Annotated in this window: 14 protein-coding genes, 1 riboswitch and 1 other annotated feature; of the genes, 3 read left to right on the forward strand and 11 right to left on the reverse strand. The window is 34.2% G+C overall.

The features are described 5' to 3' along the window. Positions 1 to 38: 38 nt before the first annotated feature. Positions 39 to 243: a binding site (T-box leader), on the reverse strand. 86 nt (positions 244 to 329) lie between these two features. Continuing rightward, complete coding sequence (gene mnmM / locus FD36_RS02925) at positions 330 to 890, forward strand: tRNA 5-(aminomethyl)-2-thiouridylate-methyltransferase MnmM (protein WP_225361304.1); 561 nt, start codon at positions 330 to 332, stop codon at positions 888 to 890. On the opposite strand, the gene FD36_RS02930 is transcribed toward mnmM, so the two are convergent. Beyond that, the gene (locus FD36_RS02930) at positions 887 to 2,347 is read right to left on the reverse strand and encodes an MDR family MFS transporter (protein ID WP_056957875.1); all 1,461 of its coding nucleotides are present in this window, start codon (positions 2,345 to 2,347) and stop codon (positions 887 to 889) included. The genes mnmM and FD36_RS02930 overlap by 4 nt on opposite strands. A 49-nt stretch (positions 2,348 to 2,396) precedes the next feature. After that, positions 2,397 to 3,587, reverse strand: coding sequence for a methionine adenosyltransferase (metK, locus tag FD36_RS02935; protein ID WP_056957877.1), 1,191 nt, complete (start codon positions 3,585 to 3,587; stop codon positions 2,397 to 2,399). Further along, a riboswitch (SMK box riboswitch) is annotated at positions 3,585 to 3,668 on the reverse strand. It overlaps the preceding gene by 3 nt. Before the next feature lie 85 nt (positions 3,669 to 3,753). Between metK and FD36_RS02940 the strand changes: the two genes are divergently transcribed. Beyond that, positions 3,754 to 4,443 (forward strand): hypothetical protein, encoded by a 690-nt coding sequence (locus tag FD36_RS02940; protein WP_056957878.1) that lies wholly within the window; start codon positions 3,754 to 3,756, stop codon positions 4,441 to 4,443. 32 nt (positions 4,444 to 4,475) lie between these two features. Here the strand turns inward: FD36_RS02940 and FD36_RS02945 are convergent, their stop codons facing one another. The 6 genes from FD36_RS02945 to FD36_RS02970 all read right to left on the reverse strand — a co-directional run bounded on the left by FD36_RS02945 (position 4,476) and on the right by FD36_RS02970 (position 11,277). Next, the gene (locus FD36_RS02945; protein ID WP_056957880.1) at positions 4,476 to 5,213 is read right to left on the reverse strand and encodes an amino acid ABC transporter ATP-binding protein; all 738 of its coding nucleotides are present in this window, start codon (positions 5,211 to 5,213) and stop codon (positions 4,476 to 4,478) included. Continuing rightward, complete coding sequence (locus tag FD36_RS02950) at positions 5,213 to 5,908, reverse strand: amino acid ABC transporter permease (RefSeq protein WP_056957881.1); 696 nt, start codon at positions 5,906 to 5,908, stop codon at positions 5,213 to 5,215. Before FD36_RS02950 ends, FD36_RS02945 begins: the two co-directional genes overlap by 1 nt. 167 nt (positions 5,909 to 6,075) lie before the next feature. Then, complete coding sequence (locus FD36_RS02955) at positions 6,076 to 7,356, reverse strand: uracil-xanthine permease family protein (RefSeq protein ID WP_041817827.1); 1,281 nt, start codon at positions 7,354 to 7,356, stop codon at positions 6,076 to 6,078. Positions 7,357 to 7,514: 158 nt separating this feature from the next. Further along, positions 7,515 to 8,684, reverse strand: a complete 1,170-nt coding sequence (locus tag FD36_RS02960; protein WP_014082120.1) for a hydroxymethylglutaryl-CoA synthase — start codon at positions 8,682 to 8,684, stop codon at positions 7,515 to 7,517. A 128-nt stretch (positions 8,685 to 8,812) separates the two neighbouring features. Then, positions 8,813 to 9,991, reverse strand: coding sequence for an aminotransferase class I/II-fold pyridoxal phosphate-dependent enzyme (locus tag FD36_RS02965; protein WP_056957883.1), 1,179 nt, complete (start codon positions 9,989 to 9,991; stop codon positions 8,813 to 8,815). A 176-nt stretch (positions 9,992 to 10,167) separates the two neighbouring features. Further along, entirely contained in the window at positions 10,168 to 11,277 is a 1,110-nt protein-coding gene (locus tag FD36_RS02970) for an FAD-dependent oxidoreductase (protein WP_056957885.1), read from the reverse strand. Between the two features lie 172 nt (positions 11,278 to 11,449). Between FD36_RS02970 and FD36_RS02975 the strand changes: the two genes are divergently transcribed. After that, a complete protein-coding gene (locus FD36_RS02975) occupies positions 11,450 to 12,010 on the forward strand; it encodes a DUF5067 domain-containing protein (protein WP_056957887.1) in 561 nt (186 codons plus the stop codon). A gap of 71 nt (positions 12,011 to 12,081) precedes the next feature. Here the strand turns inward: FD36_RS02975 and apf are convergent, their stop codons facing one another. From apf to pnuC, 3 genes are all read right to left on the reverse strand, one after another. Beyond that, a complete protein-coding gene (gene apf / locus FD36_RS02980) occupies positions 12,082 to 12,684 on the reverse strand; it encodes an aggregation-promoting factor (RefSeq protein ID WP_056957889.1) in 603 nt (200 codons plus the stop codon). A 270-nt stretch (positions 12,685 to 12,954) separates the two neighbouring features. Further along, a complete protein-coding gene (locus FD36_RS02985; RefSeq protein WP_056957891.1) occupies positions 12,955 to 14,259 on the reverse strand; it encodes a 2-hydroxycarboxylate transporter family protein in 1,305 nt (434 codons plus the stop codon). A gap of 32 nt (positions 14,260 to 14,291) precedes the next feature. After that, a complete protein-coding gene (gene pnuC, locus FD36_RS02990) occupies positions 14,292 to 15,065 on the reverse strand; it encodes a nicotinamide riboside transporter PnuC (RefSeq protein ID WP_056957893.1) in 774 nt (257 codons plus the stop codon). Positions 15,066 to 15,214: the final 149 nt, after the last annotated feature.

A 15,214-nucleotide genomic window follows, 5' to 3' on the forward strand; every position in this document is an offset into this window, starting at 1 on the left:
TTATGCCAATAAAAAAATCCCATAGAATTACAATCATTCCATAGGACGAATTTCCGCGATACCACCTAAATTCCTAGATGAAAAACATCTAGACTCTCAAATTCCATAACGCGGAAAACGTTTAACTTACTTATTTCAGTTAAATTTCAGTGAGAAGTTCGTAATCTTCTAGCTCCAAGTTCACAGCACCCACTTGGTTTCTGAAAGCTAGTTAATCCTATTAATTCACGTCAACAATTTTTTTATTTCGTTAATGCAAGGTTACCAAATTTATTATAAAAAAACAAGTCAATACTACTGTTATAATTAAATTAAGGATGGTGAAAATTTTGAAATTACAATCAGCATTAAACTTTAGTCATACCCTACTTAAAGAAATCGTCAAACCCGGTGATGTAGTCGTTGATGCCACTGCTGGCAAAGGAAACGATACCCTATTCTTAGCTCAACTAGTTGGTGAGCGCGGACACGTTTATAGTTTTGATATTCAAGCTCAAGCAACTCAGTTAACCCAAAGATTAGTAGAACAACATCAAGTTGAACAACAAACCACCGTAATTAATGATGGACATGAAAATCTGACAAATTATGTAAAATCACCGATCACGGCATCTATCTTTAACTTAGGCTATTTACCTGAAGGTGATCATAAGATTGTTACTAAGCCGCAAACTACACTTAAATCGGTCCAATCTATGATGAAATTATTAAAACCAAATGGGATAATTATTTTGGTAATTTATTATGGGCATCCAGGTGGAAAACAAGAAAAAGAGCAAGTTTTACAATTTGCGAAAAGTATCGATCAACATCAATTTAACGTCTTACAGTATCAATTCATTAATCAAATTCATGAACCACCAATTTTGTTAGCTTTGCAAAAACGTTAATTCTTCTTTCGATCAAAACAATTAACAATAAAGGCAGCTACGACTAATAAAAGTGCTACAACTAAGACATTGTGAATTGAATTATATAAAATCTCACGTAAGCTAGGTAGAATTTCACTACTTAGCTTTTGTGCTGTTTGCGGGTTAATTAACTGATCCATTAAGTTCATATTGGTATGAGGATGACTAATAACCCCATCCGCCATTGATTTGTTCATCACAATTCCAAAAACGGAAATCATTAAAGTTTGCCCTAAAGTTCGACTTAATGTATTAAATGAAGAAGCTACCCCAATTCGATCTTGCGAAACTTCATTTTGGACCGTCACTGATGATGTCGTAATACAAATTCCAAAACCAATCCCCATTAAACCAGAAAGCAAAAAGAAGGCCCCAAATGGCGTTGAAATTGGTAAAAAGACTGAAACGATTGATCCAATTCCAATAAAAATAAAACTAAGATTCATAATTAATTGGGGTGAATATTTCGTTAATAATTTTCCGGTCCAAAATGAACCTAACATCCACAGTACCGAACTTGGTGTGATAGCAAATCCGGCCATTGTGGCTTTCAAGCCTAAAATTCCTTGAGTCCAATCAGGAAGATAAACTTCATAGGCAAAAATAAAACCACTGATTAATGCTGCAATTAAGTTTTGTGTCACAAAGGTTCGGTTTTTAAACATATCTAATGGAATAATTGGATCTACTACTCGTTGTTCTTGTTTAATGAATAAGAAACCAGAAACAAGTGCAACAATTAAACAAAAAGCAATCATCATTAGGTTCAATGGAGTTTCCCCTAAAATCTGGAACATATACATAATTGATAAAAGTAAAACTGCAATTAAACCAACTCCACCATAATCGATTTTACTGTGGCAAACTTGTTTTGGTTCTACTAAAAAAAATGCAATCAAAATTATAGTCACGATTCCAATTGGTACGTTCACAAAAAAGATCCAGTGCCAAGAAAGATTATCAACGATAAATCCTCCTAATAAAGGTGCAACAATTGATGCAATTCCCCAAGCTGATCCTAATAGACCGACTACTTCAGCCCGCTTTTCAAATGGATACATGTCCGCAACGATGGTAAACGAAACTGGCATGATTACTCCAGCACCAATTCCTTGAAGTGCTCGCCAAATAATCAAGGTTTCCATGGAATTAGATATTCCAGACAACATTGAACCTAAAGTAAACACCAAAAGACCAAAAATAAAGACCTTTTTTCGACCTAATTGATCTGCTAACTTACCATAAATGGGAGTAGCAATTGCATTCGTCAATAAGAAAATTGAGAAGACCCAGTTCATTAACGAAACTCCATGCAAATCACCTACAATCGTTGGCATGGCCGTTGAAACAATTGTCCCTTCAACAGCACTCATGAATGTGGCAATAAACAATGCAATTGTCACAATTTTTACGTTTGTTGCTTTCTTTTTAATCATACTTTCCCCTATTCGCAAATAAAAAAGCGACCAGAAAGGTCGGCTTTTTTTAAGCGTTAAAAAATTCTTTTAAATCTTTTACTTTATTTGTTTGTTCCCATGGAAGATCAATATCTGTTCTTCCAAAGTGTCCATAAGTTGATGTTTGCTCATAAATTGGACGCTGTAAATCTAACATTTTGATAATTCCAGCTGGACGTAAATCAAAGTTTTGTCTAATAGCTTTGATGATTTGATCATCACTGTACTTAGATGTTCCAAAAGTATTCACTTCGATAGAAACTGGTTCTGCCACTCCGATTGCATATGCTAATTGAATTTCAATTCGATGCGCAATTCCCGCGGCAACGAGGTTTTTAGCAATATAACGGGCTGCATAACTTGCTGAACGATCAACTTTGGTAGCATCTTTCCCAGAAAAAGCACCACCACCATGATGAGCAGAACCGCCATACGTATCAACGATGATTTTACGACCAGTTAAACCTGCATCACCATTTGGACCACCAATCACAAACTTACCAGTTGGATTAATTAAGTACTTGGTATTTTCATCAAGATATTTAGCAGGAATTGTAGTTTTAATGACCTTTTCAATCACATCTTTTTTAATTTGAGCTTGCGTAACGTCAGGATCGTGTTGTGTACTCAAAACAACCGTATCAACCCGAAACGGATGATTATTTTCATCATATTCCACCGTGACTTCTGTTTTTGCATCTGGACGTAAATAAGTTAATTCCCCACTTTTACGAACTTTAGCAATTTTTTGCATTACATGATGAGCTAAGGAAATTGGTAGTGGCATTAACTCTGGCGTTTCATCAATGGCATAACCAAACATAATTCCTTGGTCACCGGCTCCAATTTGATCTAACGGATCAGAAGCACCGTTTTTCGTTTCATTGGATTCATTAACTCCTTGAGCAATGTCTGGTGATTGTTCATTAATTGAAACTAAAACAGCCACACTATTAGCATCAAATCCATATTCGGGATTGTCATAACCAATCTTTTTGATGGTATCTTTCACAATCTGACGAATATTAACGTAAGCTGTTGTTGAAATTTCTCCAAAAACTAACACTAAACCAGTGGCAACTGATGTTTCACAAGCCACTCGAGCATGTGGGTCTTTGGCTAAAATTGCATCCAAAACTGCATCACTAATATGATCAGCAATTTTATCTGGATGTCCTTCTGAAACTGATTCAGAAGTAAATAAATGTTTTTCTGACATTTCGATTTCCCCCTAATTGTTTTGGTTACAAGGCTTCTTCACACAATTGTGAATCCTATCGGGAATAAACTTATAACTCTTTTATACTATCATATCTATTTAAAAATAAGTAGTTGAATCATTATGCAAAGTAACCTACTATTAATACTAACAGTGAGGTAGTCTTATGAAAAATTTTTTAATCGCACATAAAAGGACCATTCAAATAATTCAAGGCATTTTATTTATCTTTTTCTCCATCTTAGTTTGGAATTTAGCAGCTAAACATCATTTGTTTACTTCATTTGATAAATCTTTTAATTTGATGATCTGTGAAATTTGTTGGGCCACGGAAGCATATTTGATGGTCACCAAACAAAATGGAGTCTATACCTTAGTTTTAAGTATTATTCCGATTTTGCTATCAGTTACCAGTGAATTTCCATTTATTTTAATAATTTCTACAATTCTAATTGGAATTGTTAATATTCTTATTAGAATCCCCAAAATGCAAATTAAAAATTATTACGGCTTATTTTGTTTTTCGCTTACAAATGCAATTATTCCCGTTACTGCTATTAACTATATGAGTCGTCAATATTTGGAACAGTCAACTGTTTTAAATGTTGGTATCCTGGTAACCTTGTACTTCTTATTTTATAATTTAGTTTTCAAAGATGAGCTAGCAGATGCAATTAATGTTATTTGTATAATTTGTTTTTCTGGTTTGATTTTAGCTAACTTTCCAATTAATAAAGATATCTTACTAATTGCTTTAGTCCTTCTCTCTTACGGAATTCAAATTTTTATGCGTCAAGAAAAAATAACTTGGAGTTTACTTTCATTTTTCATTATTTCAATTATTGCTTTCATATAAAAAAGACTGGAAAAATTTTCCAGTCTTTTTTCTTATTTCAATGAAATTCCTTGTAAAAATTCTTTTACTCGAATTGATGATTGACTAAAGAAGGCATCTTTTGCACCATCAAACTCAACTTCACCATTCTCAACAAGCAAAATTTTATCTGCGGCATCTTTTGCAAATTGCATGTTGTGAGTAACCATAATCATCGATTGGCCTTCTTTGGCTAATCTTTCCAACATTTTTAAAATCATCATTTCACTTTCTGGATCCAATGCACTAGTTGGTTCATCAAGTAAAATATATTCTGGTTTAACAGCTAAAGCACGACAAATTGAAATACGTTGTTGTTGTCCACCAGATAACTCATCAGGATATGCATCCGCATATTCGTCTAGTCCAACTTCTTTTAATAGATTATGCGCATTTGTTTCGGCTTGCTCTTTAGCGACGTGATGCACAAAAATAGGCGATGCTGTAATGTTTTTTAAAATAGTTAAATTAGGAAACAAATTCCAATTTTGAAATACCATGCTAGTTTTATCCCGAAGCTCTTTATTTTCTTTGTTCGAAATTGGCTTAGCAAAATCCAAATGTAAATCATCAAAATCTAAAGTTCCCGAATCAGGCGTCACTAACATATCTAAAGAACGTAAAAGCGTAGTCTTCCCTGATCCTGATGGTCCAACAATCACAGTTGTTTTTCCTTGTGGAAATTTAGCTGAAATTCCTTTGAGAACCGCTTTTTTACCAAAACTTTTTTTAATTTCATTAATTTTTAACATTAGTTCTTGTCCCCTTTCATATATCTAGAAGACTTCTTTTCTAAGTAGCGTTGTAAGACGCTTAAAATTGTACATAGCATTGCATATAAAGCAGCAACTTCAACATACATTAAAAGTGGTTCATAATTTTGTGCTGCATACTGCTGAATAATCTGAAACATTTCAGCAATCGTAATGGTACTAGCTAATGATGTATCTTTAACCAAACCAATAAATTCGTTTGATAAAGGTGGCAAAACAATTCGAAATGCTTGAGGCATTATAATTTTCCATAGTGTTTTGGGGGTACTAAATCCCAAAGTATATGCAGCATCCCACTGATCTTTATTAACTGATAACAAAGCTGAACGAATGGTTTCAGAAGCATAAGCCCCAGTATTCAATGAAAAACCAATCACAGCTGCAGTGAAAGCTGGCAATTTAACCCCAATTGCTGGAAGACCAAAAAAGATAATAAATAATTGAACTAACAACGGTGTCGAACGAAAAACCCAGACATAAAAACTCGCAAGTAATCGTAGAAGTTTCCATAAAATTGAAACTATTCCACTAACCTTTGGATTCAAAAATTTAATTAACGCTACAATTACAGCAATTATAATTCCAAATGTAAAAGAAAGTAAGGTTAACGGGATTGTATACTTAACCATTGCTTCTAATAATTTAGGTAATGCTGAAATGACAATATCCCACATTTTAACTCTCCTGTTTGCTTATTTTGATTTATCAAATAGTTTAATTATAGCCAAACACTTACTTTTTTTCCACAAATTGACTAAAACCAATCAAAAAAAGGACTGATTTTTAAATCAGTCCTTTCATTTAGTTTTTATAGAGTATCAGTTGTATCGGCTTCGATAGCTTATTTTTCAGGAGAAACTTTGTCTCCATCTTCATCAGGAAGAATTAAGTTCAAGACAATTCCAATCACCGTTGCCAAAGCAACTCCAGTAAATTGGAAATTACCTAATTGAAGATAAGCATTTCCGACTCCAATAACAAGGACAACAGAAGCAATCATCAAATTACGTTTCTTATTCATATCAAGATGATCATCAACCATTACTTTAATCCCACTTGAAGCAATTGTTCCAAATAGTAAGAAACTAATTCCCCCAATTACAGGCAATGGCATTTGCATAATTAAAACGTTTAATTTATTCACAAAAGCGAAAATCATCGCAAAAATGGCAGCTCCCACAATTACATACACACTATAAACTTTAGTAATTGCCATTACCCCAATATTTTCACCGTAACTAGTTACTGCTGGACCACCAATTAAACCGGCCATCAATGAAGCAGCTCCATCTCCAGCTAAAGTACGATTTAGGCCTGGATCCTTAAAAAAGTTTCGGTGAGTTAATTCACCTAAAACCATTAAATGACCCATGTGTTCTGTCATTGTAACAAAGGCAATTGGTGCCATGATTAAGATTGCTTTCCAGTCAAAGTGGAATCCTTTTTCAGTCCCAAGAAATTGAAAATCTGGAACTTTGAACCATGGAGCAGAGGCAATTGCATGTAAATCAACCAAGCCACAAGCCATTGCGATTAAATAACCACAAATAATTGCTAATAGAACAGGAATCATTCCTAAAAATCCCTTTAATTTCATATTAAAGAAAACTGCTAAGAATAAGGTTGCTAAAGCAATCATGAAATACGTCAAACTATAGTGTCCACTTGCAGTCATCATAGCATCTTTAGCAGCGGCTCCGGCAAGTGAAAGACCAATTACGACCACGGTTGGGCCGACCACAATTGGTGGAAGTAATTTATCAATCCAATTAGTTCCAAGCATCCAAACCAGCATGGCAACGATTAAGTAAACAACCCCAACTGCAATCACTCCTTGTTGTACTCCAGAAATCCCAGTGGTCTTCATTAGAGCTAACATCGGTGTAATAAAAGCAAAACTTGATCCCATGTAAGCGGGAATTTTACCCTTTGTAATTAAAATATGTAATAACGTACCAATCCCAGATGCAAATAAGGCAATACTAGGACTCAATCCAACTAGTAACGGAACGATTACGGTACTACCAAACATCGAAAACATATGTTGTAAAGATAGCCCAATCCATTTAATCCCACTTGGTCGTTCGTGAATATCTAAAACAATATCTTTTTCTTTACTCAACTTAATTCCCCCTGTTATGCAAAAAGGACTAACGTCAGTGACGTTAGTCCTTTAGTCTAATTTTACAGTATTAAAGCTTCGGCTAAAATCTTGCAGTCTCTCTGTACCGTCATTAAAGATTTCTTGTTAAATCAACTTTAACTCAATGGTCATAAATGTCAAGCTTTTGTTTGATATTGACGTTTACTTTCGTTAACTCCAGTAAAAGTAAATTGAGAATGATCTTTAAGATCATCAAGGTGATAATCACCAGCGTCTAGTTTAGGCCATTGTGCAAACATCGTTTCATATTCTGGAACTGTTAAACGAGTTCTTTGATTAAGTATTTCATTAATTTGTTTTTTTCGTTGGCTGTTTTTAAATCCTGGTTGTAAAGTACCAGTGTAAAATTCACCTTGGGCCCCTGAACCATAACTAAAGATTCCAATTTGATCTCCAGCATGCAAATCATCAGAATTATCCAATAGAGATAACAAACTGAGATACAACGAGCCAGTATATAAATTACCAACTCGTTTGTTATAAACACGACTAGCCTCAAACTCACTTAAGAAGTGCTTTTGATCAGTTTCAGAAAGTTCAGGCAAAATTTCACGTAACCCTTTAAGACCCATCTTTGTGTATGGAAGATGGAATACTAAAGCACTTAAATCAGTCAAATTCATGTCATTAGTTTGCAAATAATCATGAATCGTCTTTACAAAAAATTGTTGGTAAATATCATTCGAATAATGACCATCAACCAAGGCCTCAGTTCGATTCAAAGGACGCCAAAAATCCATAATATCATCTGAATATACACTGCTATTTTTGCTTAGTTTAAGAATTGTTGAGTCAGCTGCAATCGTCATTGCCACTGCTCCTCCACCTTGAGTTACTTCCCCAGCGGTTCTAACTCCATAACGCGCTACATCAGCTCCGACCACAAGTGCTTGTTGATTTGGATGAAGATTTACAAACTCTTTGGCCATTTGAATTCCAGCAGTTGCTCCATAACACGCTTGCTTGATTTCAAAAGCTCGTGCATGACGACTTAGCCCTAATAAATTTTGTAAATAAATAGCCCCCGACTTAGAATTATCAATTCCAGTCTCTGTACCTAAAATAATTAAACTAATTTTATCACGATTACTATCATCGATTACTTGTAAAGCAGCATTAGCAGCCATGGTAACTGTGTCCTGGGTATTTGGAATTACTGCTTGTTCCGTTTGTCCAATTCCAATTAAATATTTATTAGGATTTTCATTTCTAGCATTTGCTAAATCAACCATATCAACATAGTAATTAGGAGTAAAAAATCCTATCTTATCAATTCCAACGTTCATTTTATCGCTCCAATTTATTTGTTTTTATAGTATAAGTGTATCGTTTTATCTAGCATTCGCAAAGGTCATTAACCATAACTTAACCTAAAGTTACAAAAGCCTATGATTTCTCATAGACTTTTTAAAATTTAATTTTCATTAACAAATTTTGTAATTCGTTTCATAGCTTCCTTAATGTTATCTAAGTCAGCTGCATAAGAAATTCGAACATACCCTTGACCACTTTCGCCAAAAGCATCTCCTGGTGTAACTCCGACATGAGCTTCACGAGCAAGTCTTAAAGCAAACTCTTCTGAAGTTTCATTGAACTTATTTGGCATCTTAGCAAAGATATAAAAAGCACCATCAGGACTAATTACATCGAAGCCAACTTTACGAAGTGCTTCAGTTACTAAATCACGACGCTCACGATATTTAACAAGCATTGGTTTAGAATCATCATAACCATTGTCTAAGGCCTCTAGTGCAGCATACTGGGCTGGATTAGATGGTGATGTAACTAAATATCCATGAACCTTGTTAACATTTTTGATTACTTCAGCTGGTCCTGTAATATACCCTAAGCGCCACCCAGTCATGGCATGAGATTTTGAAACACCATTAATTAAAATCGTACTTTCAGGTAAATATTGTGCAATAGAAGTGTGTGGCATTTCATAAGTTAATTCAGCGTATATTTCATCAGAAATTACTAACAAACCATATTCGTCTAAAACTTTAGCTAAAGCCTTAATTTCATCTTCAGTGTATTCAACCCCAGTTGGATTAGTTGGGTAATTTAAAATAATTGACTTAGCATCTGGGTTAGCTTTTAAAGTTTCTTCGAGCTTTTCTGCCGTTAATTTAAATGCATCTGCAGAGGTATCAATTGAAACTACCTCACCATGTGCCATTTCAATTACTGAAACATAAGCTGGATAAGCAGGCATTGGAACAATTACTTTATCACCATCATTAATTGTTGCTAAAAAAGTACTGGATAGAGCTTCCGTTGCCCCATCAGTAACCACAACCTCTGTAGCAGCATCATAATCAAGATTAAGACGTTTTTTTACGTAACGACTAATTGTTTCACGCAACTCCATCCAACCTGGTTGAGGAGAATAGTGTGACTTGTTTTCTTTAATGCTTTCAATGGCAGCTTTTTTAATGTGTTCTGGCGTATTGAACCCAGGCTCTCCAACATTTAAACTGATTAAATCAGGAACATCGCTTATTTTCAAAGAAAACGAACGAATACGCGCTGGAGTGATTTGGGCGAGAGTATGATTATACGTCTCACTAAGTCTGGCATTTAATTTTGGCATATTTGAAACTCCCTTAATTGTCTACACTTTTAAAATATATGTTTTATTTTATTTACAATGATAATAGTAATTTGAGAAAATATCAATAAAATGACAAAATTTTATAAAATTAAGCTACTTTTGTTAAGATTTTATCCAAAAAAATCCTATCAACTAAAATTGATAGGATTTAAAAATTATTTATTTAATTTATCTTGTGCTTTTTGTGCTGCAATATTCATAACGTTCCAAGGACGGTCAAAGCCTGGTTGGAAGAAGAAATCAGCATAAGCCAATTCATCAACTGTCATGTGTTTTTGGATTGCTAGCGAAATTGCATTGATATTAGCCGTTACATCTTGTTTAGACATAATTTGAGCCCCTAAAACTTCACGAGTACGCGGATCAAAAGTTAATTTGAAGTATACTTTTGCATTGTTTGAAGCTGGTACTTTATCATCAGTTAAAAATACTGATTCAACGTCAATACCCATTTTTTTAGCGGTAACATCTTTTAATCCAGTTGAAGCAAACTTGTAATTATAGACATGAAGTGCAGATGATCCAGAGACAGCAGTTGTTTTGCGACGTTTTTCATTTAAATTATAAGCAGCTGAACGACCTTGTCGACGAGCATTTGGTGCAAGCGCAATTAATTTTTTGGTTCCAGTTGGGGCAAACTCAATTTTAGTGGCATCACCAACGGCAAAAATATCTGGTTGACTAGTTTCTTGATATTCATCAGTCATAATTAAGCCTTGGCTATCAAGTTTAACAGTATCTTTCAACCATTCAGTTGCTGGACGAATTCCTGCAGCTTCAATTCCAATATAACCTGAACCAATGACTGAGACATTATTAATATCAGGGTCAACTTCAGCTTTCTTTAAAAGAATTGCCCAGTCACGTCCACGCATAGCATAAATATTCTTTAAATCTTTTCCTGGCACAGGTAGTTCAAAAGGAACCGCTCCTAACGAAAGAACTAACTTATCATGTTTACTTTCAGTTTCTTCACCGTTATTAACATCAACAACCTTAATTGAATGTTGTTCTGGGTCAATGCTAGTCACTTCAGAATTAATATGAACATGAACGCCCTTTGCTTCCATTCCACCAATCGTTGCATAACTAACGGAATTAACATCCTTAACGACTCCTTGAAGATACAATTCAATTCCACATGATAATAAAGAAACAAAATCGCCCTTTTCATACCAATCAATCTCAGCATTGGGAAAATCGTGTAATACTCCTCTTACAGTTTCAAAACCACCGTGTGATGAACCTACAACTGATACTTTCATATATCTCTCCTCCTAAATTAAAAGGTCTTGCAAAACTTAACCTTGCAGGACTGAGTTACTTTATAATAATTAAAATTTAATTATTATAATTATGCAAGGTAAATCTAATCCGATTGGTTAATTTGATAGTTTACGGTACAATATAAATAGTATGTTTAAAGGAGATAATAAGATGAAAAAACTTTTAGTCAGTAGCATTGTTATTCTTAGTTCTTTGACTTTAGCAAGTTGTTCATCATTAGATGGTCAATACAAAAAATCAAGTAATGATAAAAAACAAACTACTAAACAAGTCAAAGCTCCTACTAGATCATCATTTAAAAATAATGTAGCAACATTAAATGATAAAACAATTAAAATTACTGGGGTCAAAACAATTAAAGATACACAAGAATATAGTCAACCTTTAGTGGTCTTCATGTATAAAACCACTAACAAATCAAACAAAATTATTACGCCACTAACTGCTTGGAATAATACCTTTAAAATAACCCAAAAAGGTAAATCGCTTAAAAAAGTTAGTTTTACTGACGATCGTCTTGATTCAAATCCTGATAAAAACCTTGCTGAAGGTGATTCTGCCAAAAACAGTGTGGTTTATGAATTAGATAATCAAAAAGATCCAATTAAAATTAATGCTAGTGAAGGAATTAGCATTAACAGTATCAATGAATCTTCAAGTATTGATGGTACTAATTTGGGATCTGAACAATTTAGCATTAATAATAATTAATAATTTTAAATACAAAAAAGGAATTCCAATTGGAATTCCTTTTTTGTTTACTTTATTTTAATAAGTTAATTTTAGTACCAACCATGTGATTGCCAGAATGATTGAGCACCTGACCATGAACCGTAACGTGAAGTTACATAGTTATCAGCAACTCGTTCTTGGTTAGCTGGACTGTTGTCACCACCAAGGTAACTAGCATCTAATTGGTAACGTCCAATGTAACGACCATTTTGTGCTGAGTATAAACCACTTGATTCACGTTGTGCAATCCATTCTTTGGCAGCAGCATTGCTACCACTTACTGAACTAGTAGCTGGAGCACTTTGTTGTACAGGTGCTTGGGCTGCTGGTGCAGTAGCTTGTTGAACTGGTGCTGTTACAGAAGGAGTTGCAGCTGCTTGTGTATCAGTAGTAGCTGGTGCAACAACTTGAACATCACCGTTATCGATATCAAAAACTTCACCAACATAAATTTTGTTAATATCTTGGATGTTGTTTACATCCTTGATACTTTGCATTGAAACGTTGTAAGTTTTAGCAAGTTCTGAGATAGTGTCACCTGATTTAACTGTTACGCGAGTTGAGGCGTTAGCACTGTTTGCACCGGCGAATAAAACCCCAGCAGATACAGCAGTAAAAGTTGCGATTGACTTAATCATGTTTCTTTTCTTCATAAATAGAAAACTCCTTTATTTTTCGATAAATAGTAATGACATATTGTCTTAACTTCTTTCAGTTAACAAATACAATGCTAAAGGTAATATGTTGCATAAACATTACGTTAAGATTAAAGAAAACGTCATTTATGTAATGATGTAACATAATCAAAATATCGTGTAACAATTGAAACACTCTTTTATTAGCTAAAAAACCAAAAAATTCTAGGAAAATCAGCCATAATGACCGATATCCTAGAATTTTAATTTTTTAATTTATTTTAAATTTTAGCCAAAGAAAGCAATGTAGAAACCAGATACAACTAATGTAATGGCACCACATAAACGGTTACCCATTTGAGCAAACGCAATTAATTGCATCCGATCACAAGCAGCTAAAACGGAAACGTTACCAGTTCCACCCATTGAGTTATCAATGAATCCAGCAGTAATCGCAGCTTCAACTGGATATAGTCCAAATAACTTACCTAAGAAGAATGCTGAAGTACTAATTGCAACGATACTTACAAGCACTAATAAAACTAATTGCCAAGTAATTGAACTAGTCAAAACGTTTAAATCAACCATAGCAAGTCCCATTCCAGCAAGTAAGGCATGAGTACATGTCTTAGTTACTGATTGACCAAAAGTTACAGCAGATTCTTCATAGTACTTAGGAATCAAACCAGTTGCTTTTAAAACAATTACTAAAATAATGATAAAGGCAAAGTCGTTAACCATTGGAACTAATTTGGTAAGAATTTCACCAACTAGATAAATGGTACCAGCAACGGCCATTCCTACTCCTAACTTAGTGAAAGAAAAAGCTGATGCATCTGTTTTAGAAGCTTTAAATTCACCAGGGAGCATTTGACCATGACCATTGTATTTACTGTTAGATAAGAGTTTACTTACCCAACTAGCGCCTAAAATAGCAAAGATATTAGCAAGGATTACAGCTGGAAGTAAATGTGAGAAGTATCCAGCAGCAGCCCCATGCATTGATGAAGCGTAAATTTTTGAAAGTGGCACAGCACCGGCACCAACACCACCACCCATAGCTGGGAAAGCAACGTATAACGCACCATAGCTGAAACCTTTACCAATCAACATTGAAACTAAACCAACGGCTACAAACGCGATGGCAGCTGAAATAATTGCAACTGGTAAGAAACGAACTGCAGCCTTTAATAACATGTCACGATTCATACCAAAAATAGCACTGGTAATCAAGGCAACAATATAAAAGTTAAGGAAGTTATCAGTTGATAAGAATGTATGTACATCACTAACAACATAAGTTGGAATGAGATGGAAAAATACTAAAGTAGCTGGTGCCATTAAAGCAAAGAATGCACCACCACCAAGATAACTTCTAAAGATTGGAAGCTTTGAACCTAGGAAGTAGCAAACATTACCAAGGACAACCATGGTAAATAAAGCTCCTAAAATATCATTAGGCAAAGCGTGAATTAAAACAGCAGCTACAAAGATAATTCCAATAATAGCGTAGAAAACTAAACCGAAACCATCAATTTTAAAATTTTCTAAACGTGAAATTAAACTTGAGCTGTTTTGTTTTTCATTATTCATAAATGTAAATTCCTCCTTCATTGTGTGATTAATCATTTAGATTTATGACTAAGTTTATTCCAGTTATAAGCACCTTGTAAACTATTAATAAAGAAAATCATATAAGTTACAAATAATGCTGGACTAGCTGTTCCGAGTTGGAATGAAGAAAACCATAAAAATATTGCTGTAATGTTACCTAATATCCACACTACATATTGTTCTTTCTTTAAGTTTAATTCTAGTAAAGAACCTGTAAGAGCAAGTGCTAAGGTGAGGGAATCCCAGAATAAACTAGGGTCGTCAGTTAAACCAAATAAATAATAAACAATTCCCCATGCAACTACAAAGAAAATAATATACTTAATCCAGTCTAACCAAGACTTGAAAGATTCTACATGGATGTCTTCATTCCACTGGGGGTCTAAGATACAGAATAAATCTAGTGCAAAAAAGTAAACCAATTGTTCTACAATATTAGCATAATTGTGTGCAATAGCAGCAGATAAGATAATAAACACTGCTGAGCATGCCGCAGCCCATCCCTGGATAGGACTTAAATTACTAATGCCACAAACTGTCAATACTGCTAAGTTAGAGCCAATAAATCCAAAAATTGCTCCCCATAATAATTCTGGAGAAGGGCTACCTATAAGAGTGGTTGTTAAAATATAAACTTGTAAAATAAAGTTTACTACTAATAAAGCATAACTAATCTTACTCCAACCTTTTACTTGACCCAATAGCCATTTAAAATATCCCTTACGAAAAATGTTCTTAGAATATTCTGGTAGGTTTGTCAAAACTCTCTTATAACTCTCAAACATGCATTCTCCACCTTTTGTTTAGTTTTTATATTCATTTACCAGTATAACACAATGGAGTATATCTGCTCTTAATCTCATTAGAATGACGTACTTCTAAAACTCTTAATCCCATATTTTGACCTTGATAAACGCTCTTAATCTCATTAGAA

Source organism: Fructilactobacillus sanfranciscensis DSM 20451, from assembly GCF_001436035.1.
GTDB classification, from domain to species: Bacteria; Bacillota; Bacilli; order Lactobacillales; family Lactobacillaceae; genus Fructilactobacillus; species Fructilactobacillus sanfranciscensis.

Excerpts from the sequence above, each read along its gene's own strand:
- FD36_RS02930 (WP_056957875.1), bottom strand. The coding sequence starts at position 2,347 with ATGATTAAAAAGAAAGCAACAAACGTAAAAATTGTGACAATTGCATTG.
- metK (WP_056957877.1), bottom strand. The coding sequence starts at position 3,587 with ATGTCAGAAAAACATTTATTTACTTCTGAATCAGTTTCAGAAGGACAT.
- FD36_RS02940 (WP_056957878.1), top strand. The coding sequence starts at position 3,754 with ATGAAAAATTTTTTAATCGCACATAAAAGGACCATTCAAATAATTCAA.
- FD36_RS02945 (WP_056957880.1), bottom strand. The coding sequence starts at position 5,213 with ATGTTAAAAATTAATGAAATTAAAAAAAGTTTTGGTAAAAAAGCGGTT.
- FD36_RS02950 (WP_056957881.1), bottom strand. The coding sequence starts at position 5,908 with ATGTGGGATATTGTCATTTCAGCATTACCTAAATTATTAGAAGCAATG.
- FD36_RS02960 (WP_014082120.1), bottom strand. The coding sequence starts at position 8,684 with ATGAACGTTGGAATTGATAAGATAGGATTTTTTACTCCTAATTACTAT.
- FD36_RS02965 (WP_056957883.1), bottom strand. The coding sequence starts at position 9,991 with ATGCCAAAATTAAATGCCAGACTTAGTGAGACGTATAATCATACTCTC.
- FD36_RS02970 (WP_056957885.1), bottom strand. The coding sequence starts at position 11,277 with ATGAAAGTATCAGTTGTAGGTTCATCACACGGTGGTTTTGAAACTGTA.
- FD36_RS02975 (WP_056957887.1), top strand. The coding sequence starts at position 11,450 with ATGAAAAAACTTTTAGTCAGTAGCATTGTTATTCTTAGTTCTTTGACT.
- apf (WP_056957889.1), bottom strand. The coding sequence starts at position 12,684 with ATGAAGAAAAGAAACATGATTAAGTCAATCGCAACTTTTACTGCTGTA.
- FD36_RS02985 (WP_056957891.1), bottom strand. The coding sequence starts at position 14,259 with ATGAATAATGAAAAACAAAACAGCTCAAGTTTAATTTCACGTTTAGAA.
- pnuC (WP_056957893.1), bottom strand. The coding sequence starts at position 15,065 with ATGTTTGAGAGTTATAAGAGAGTTTTGACAAACCTACCAGAATATTCT.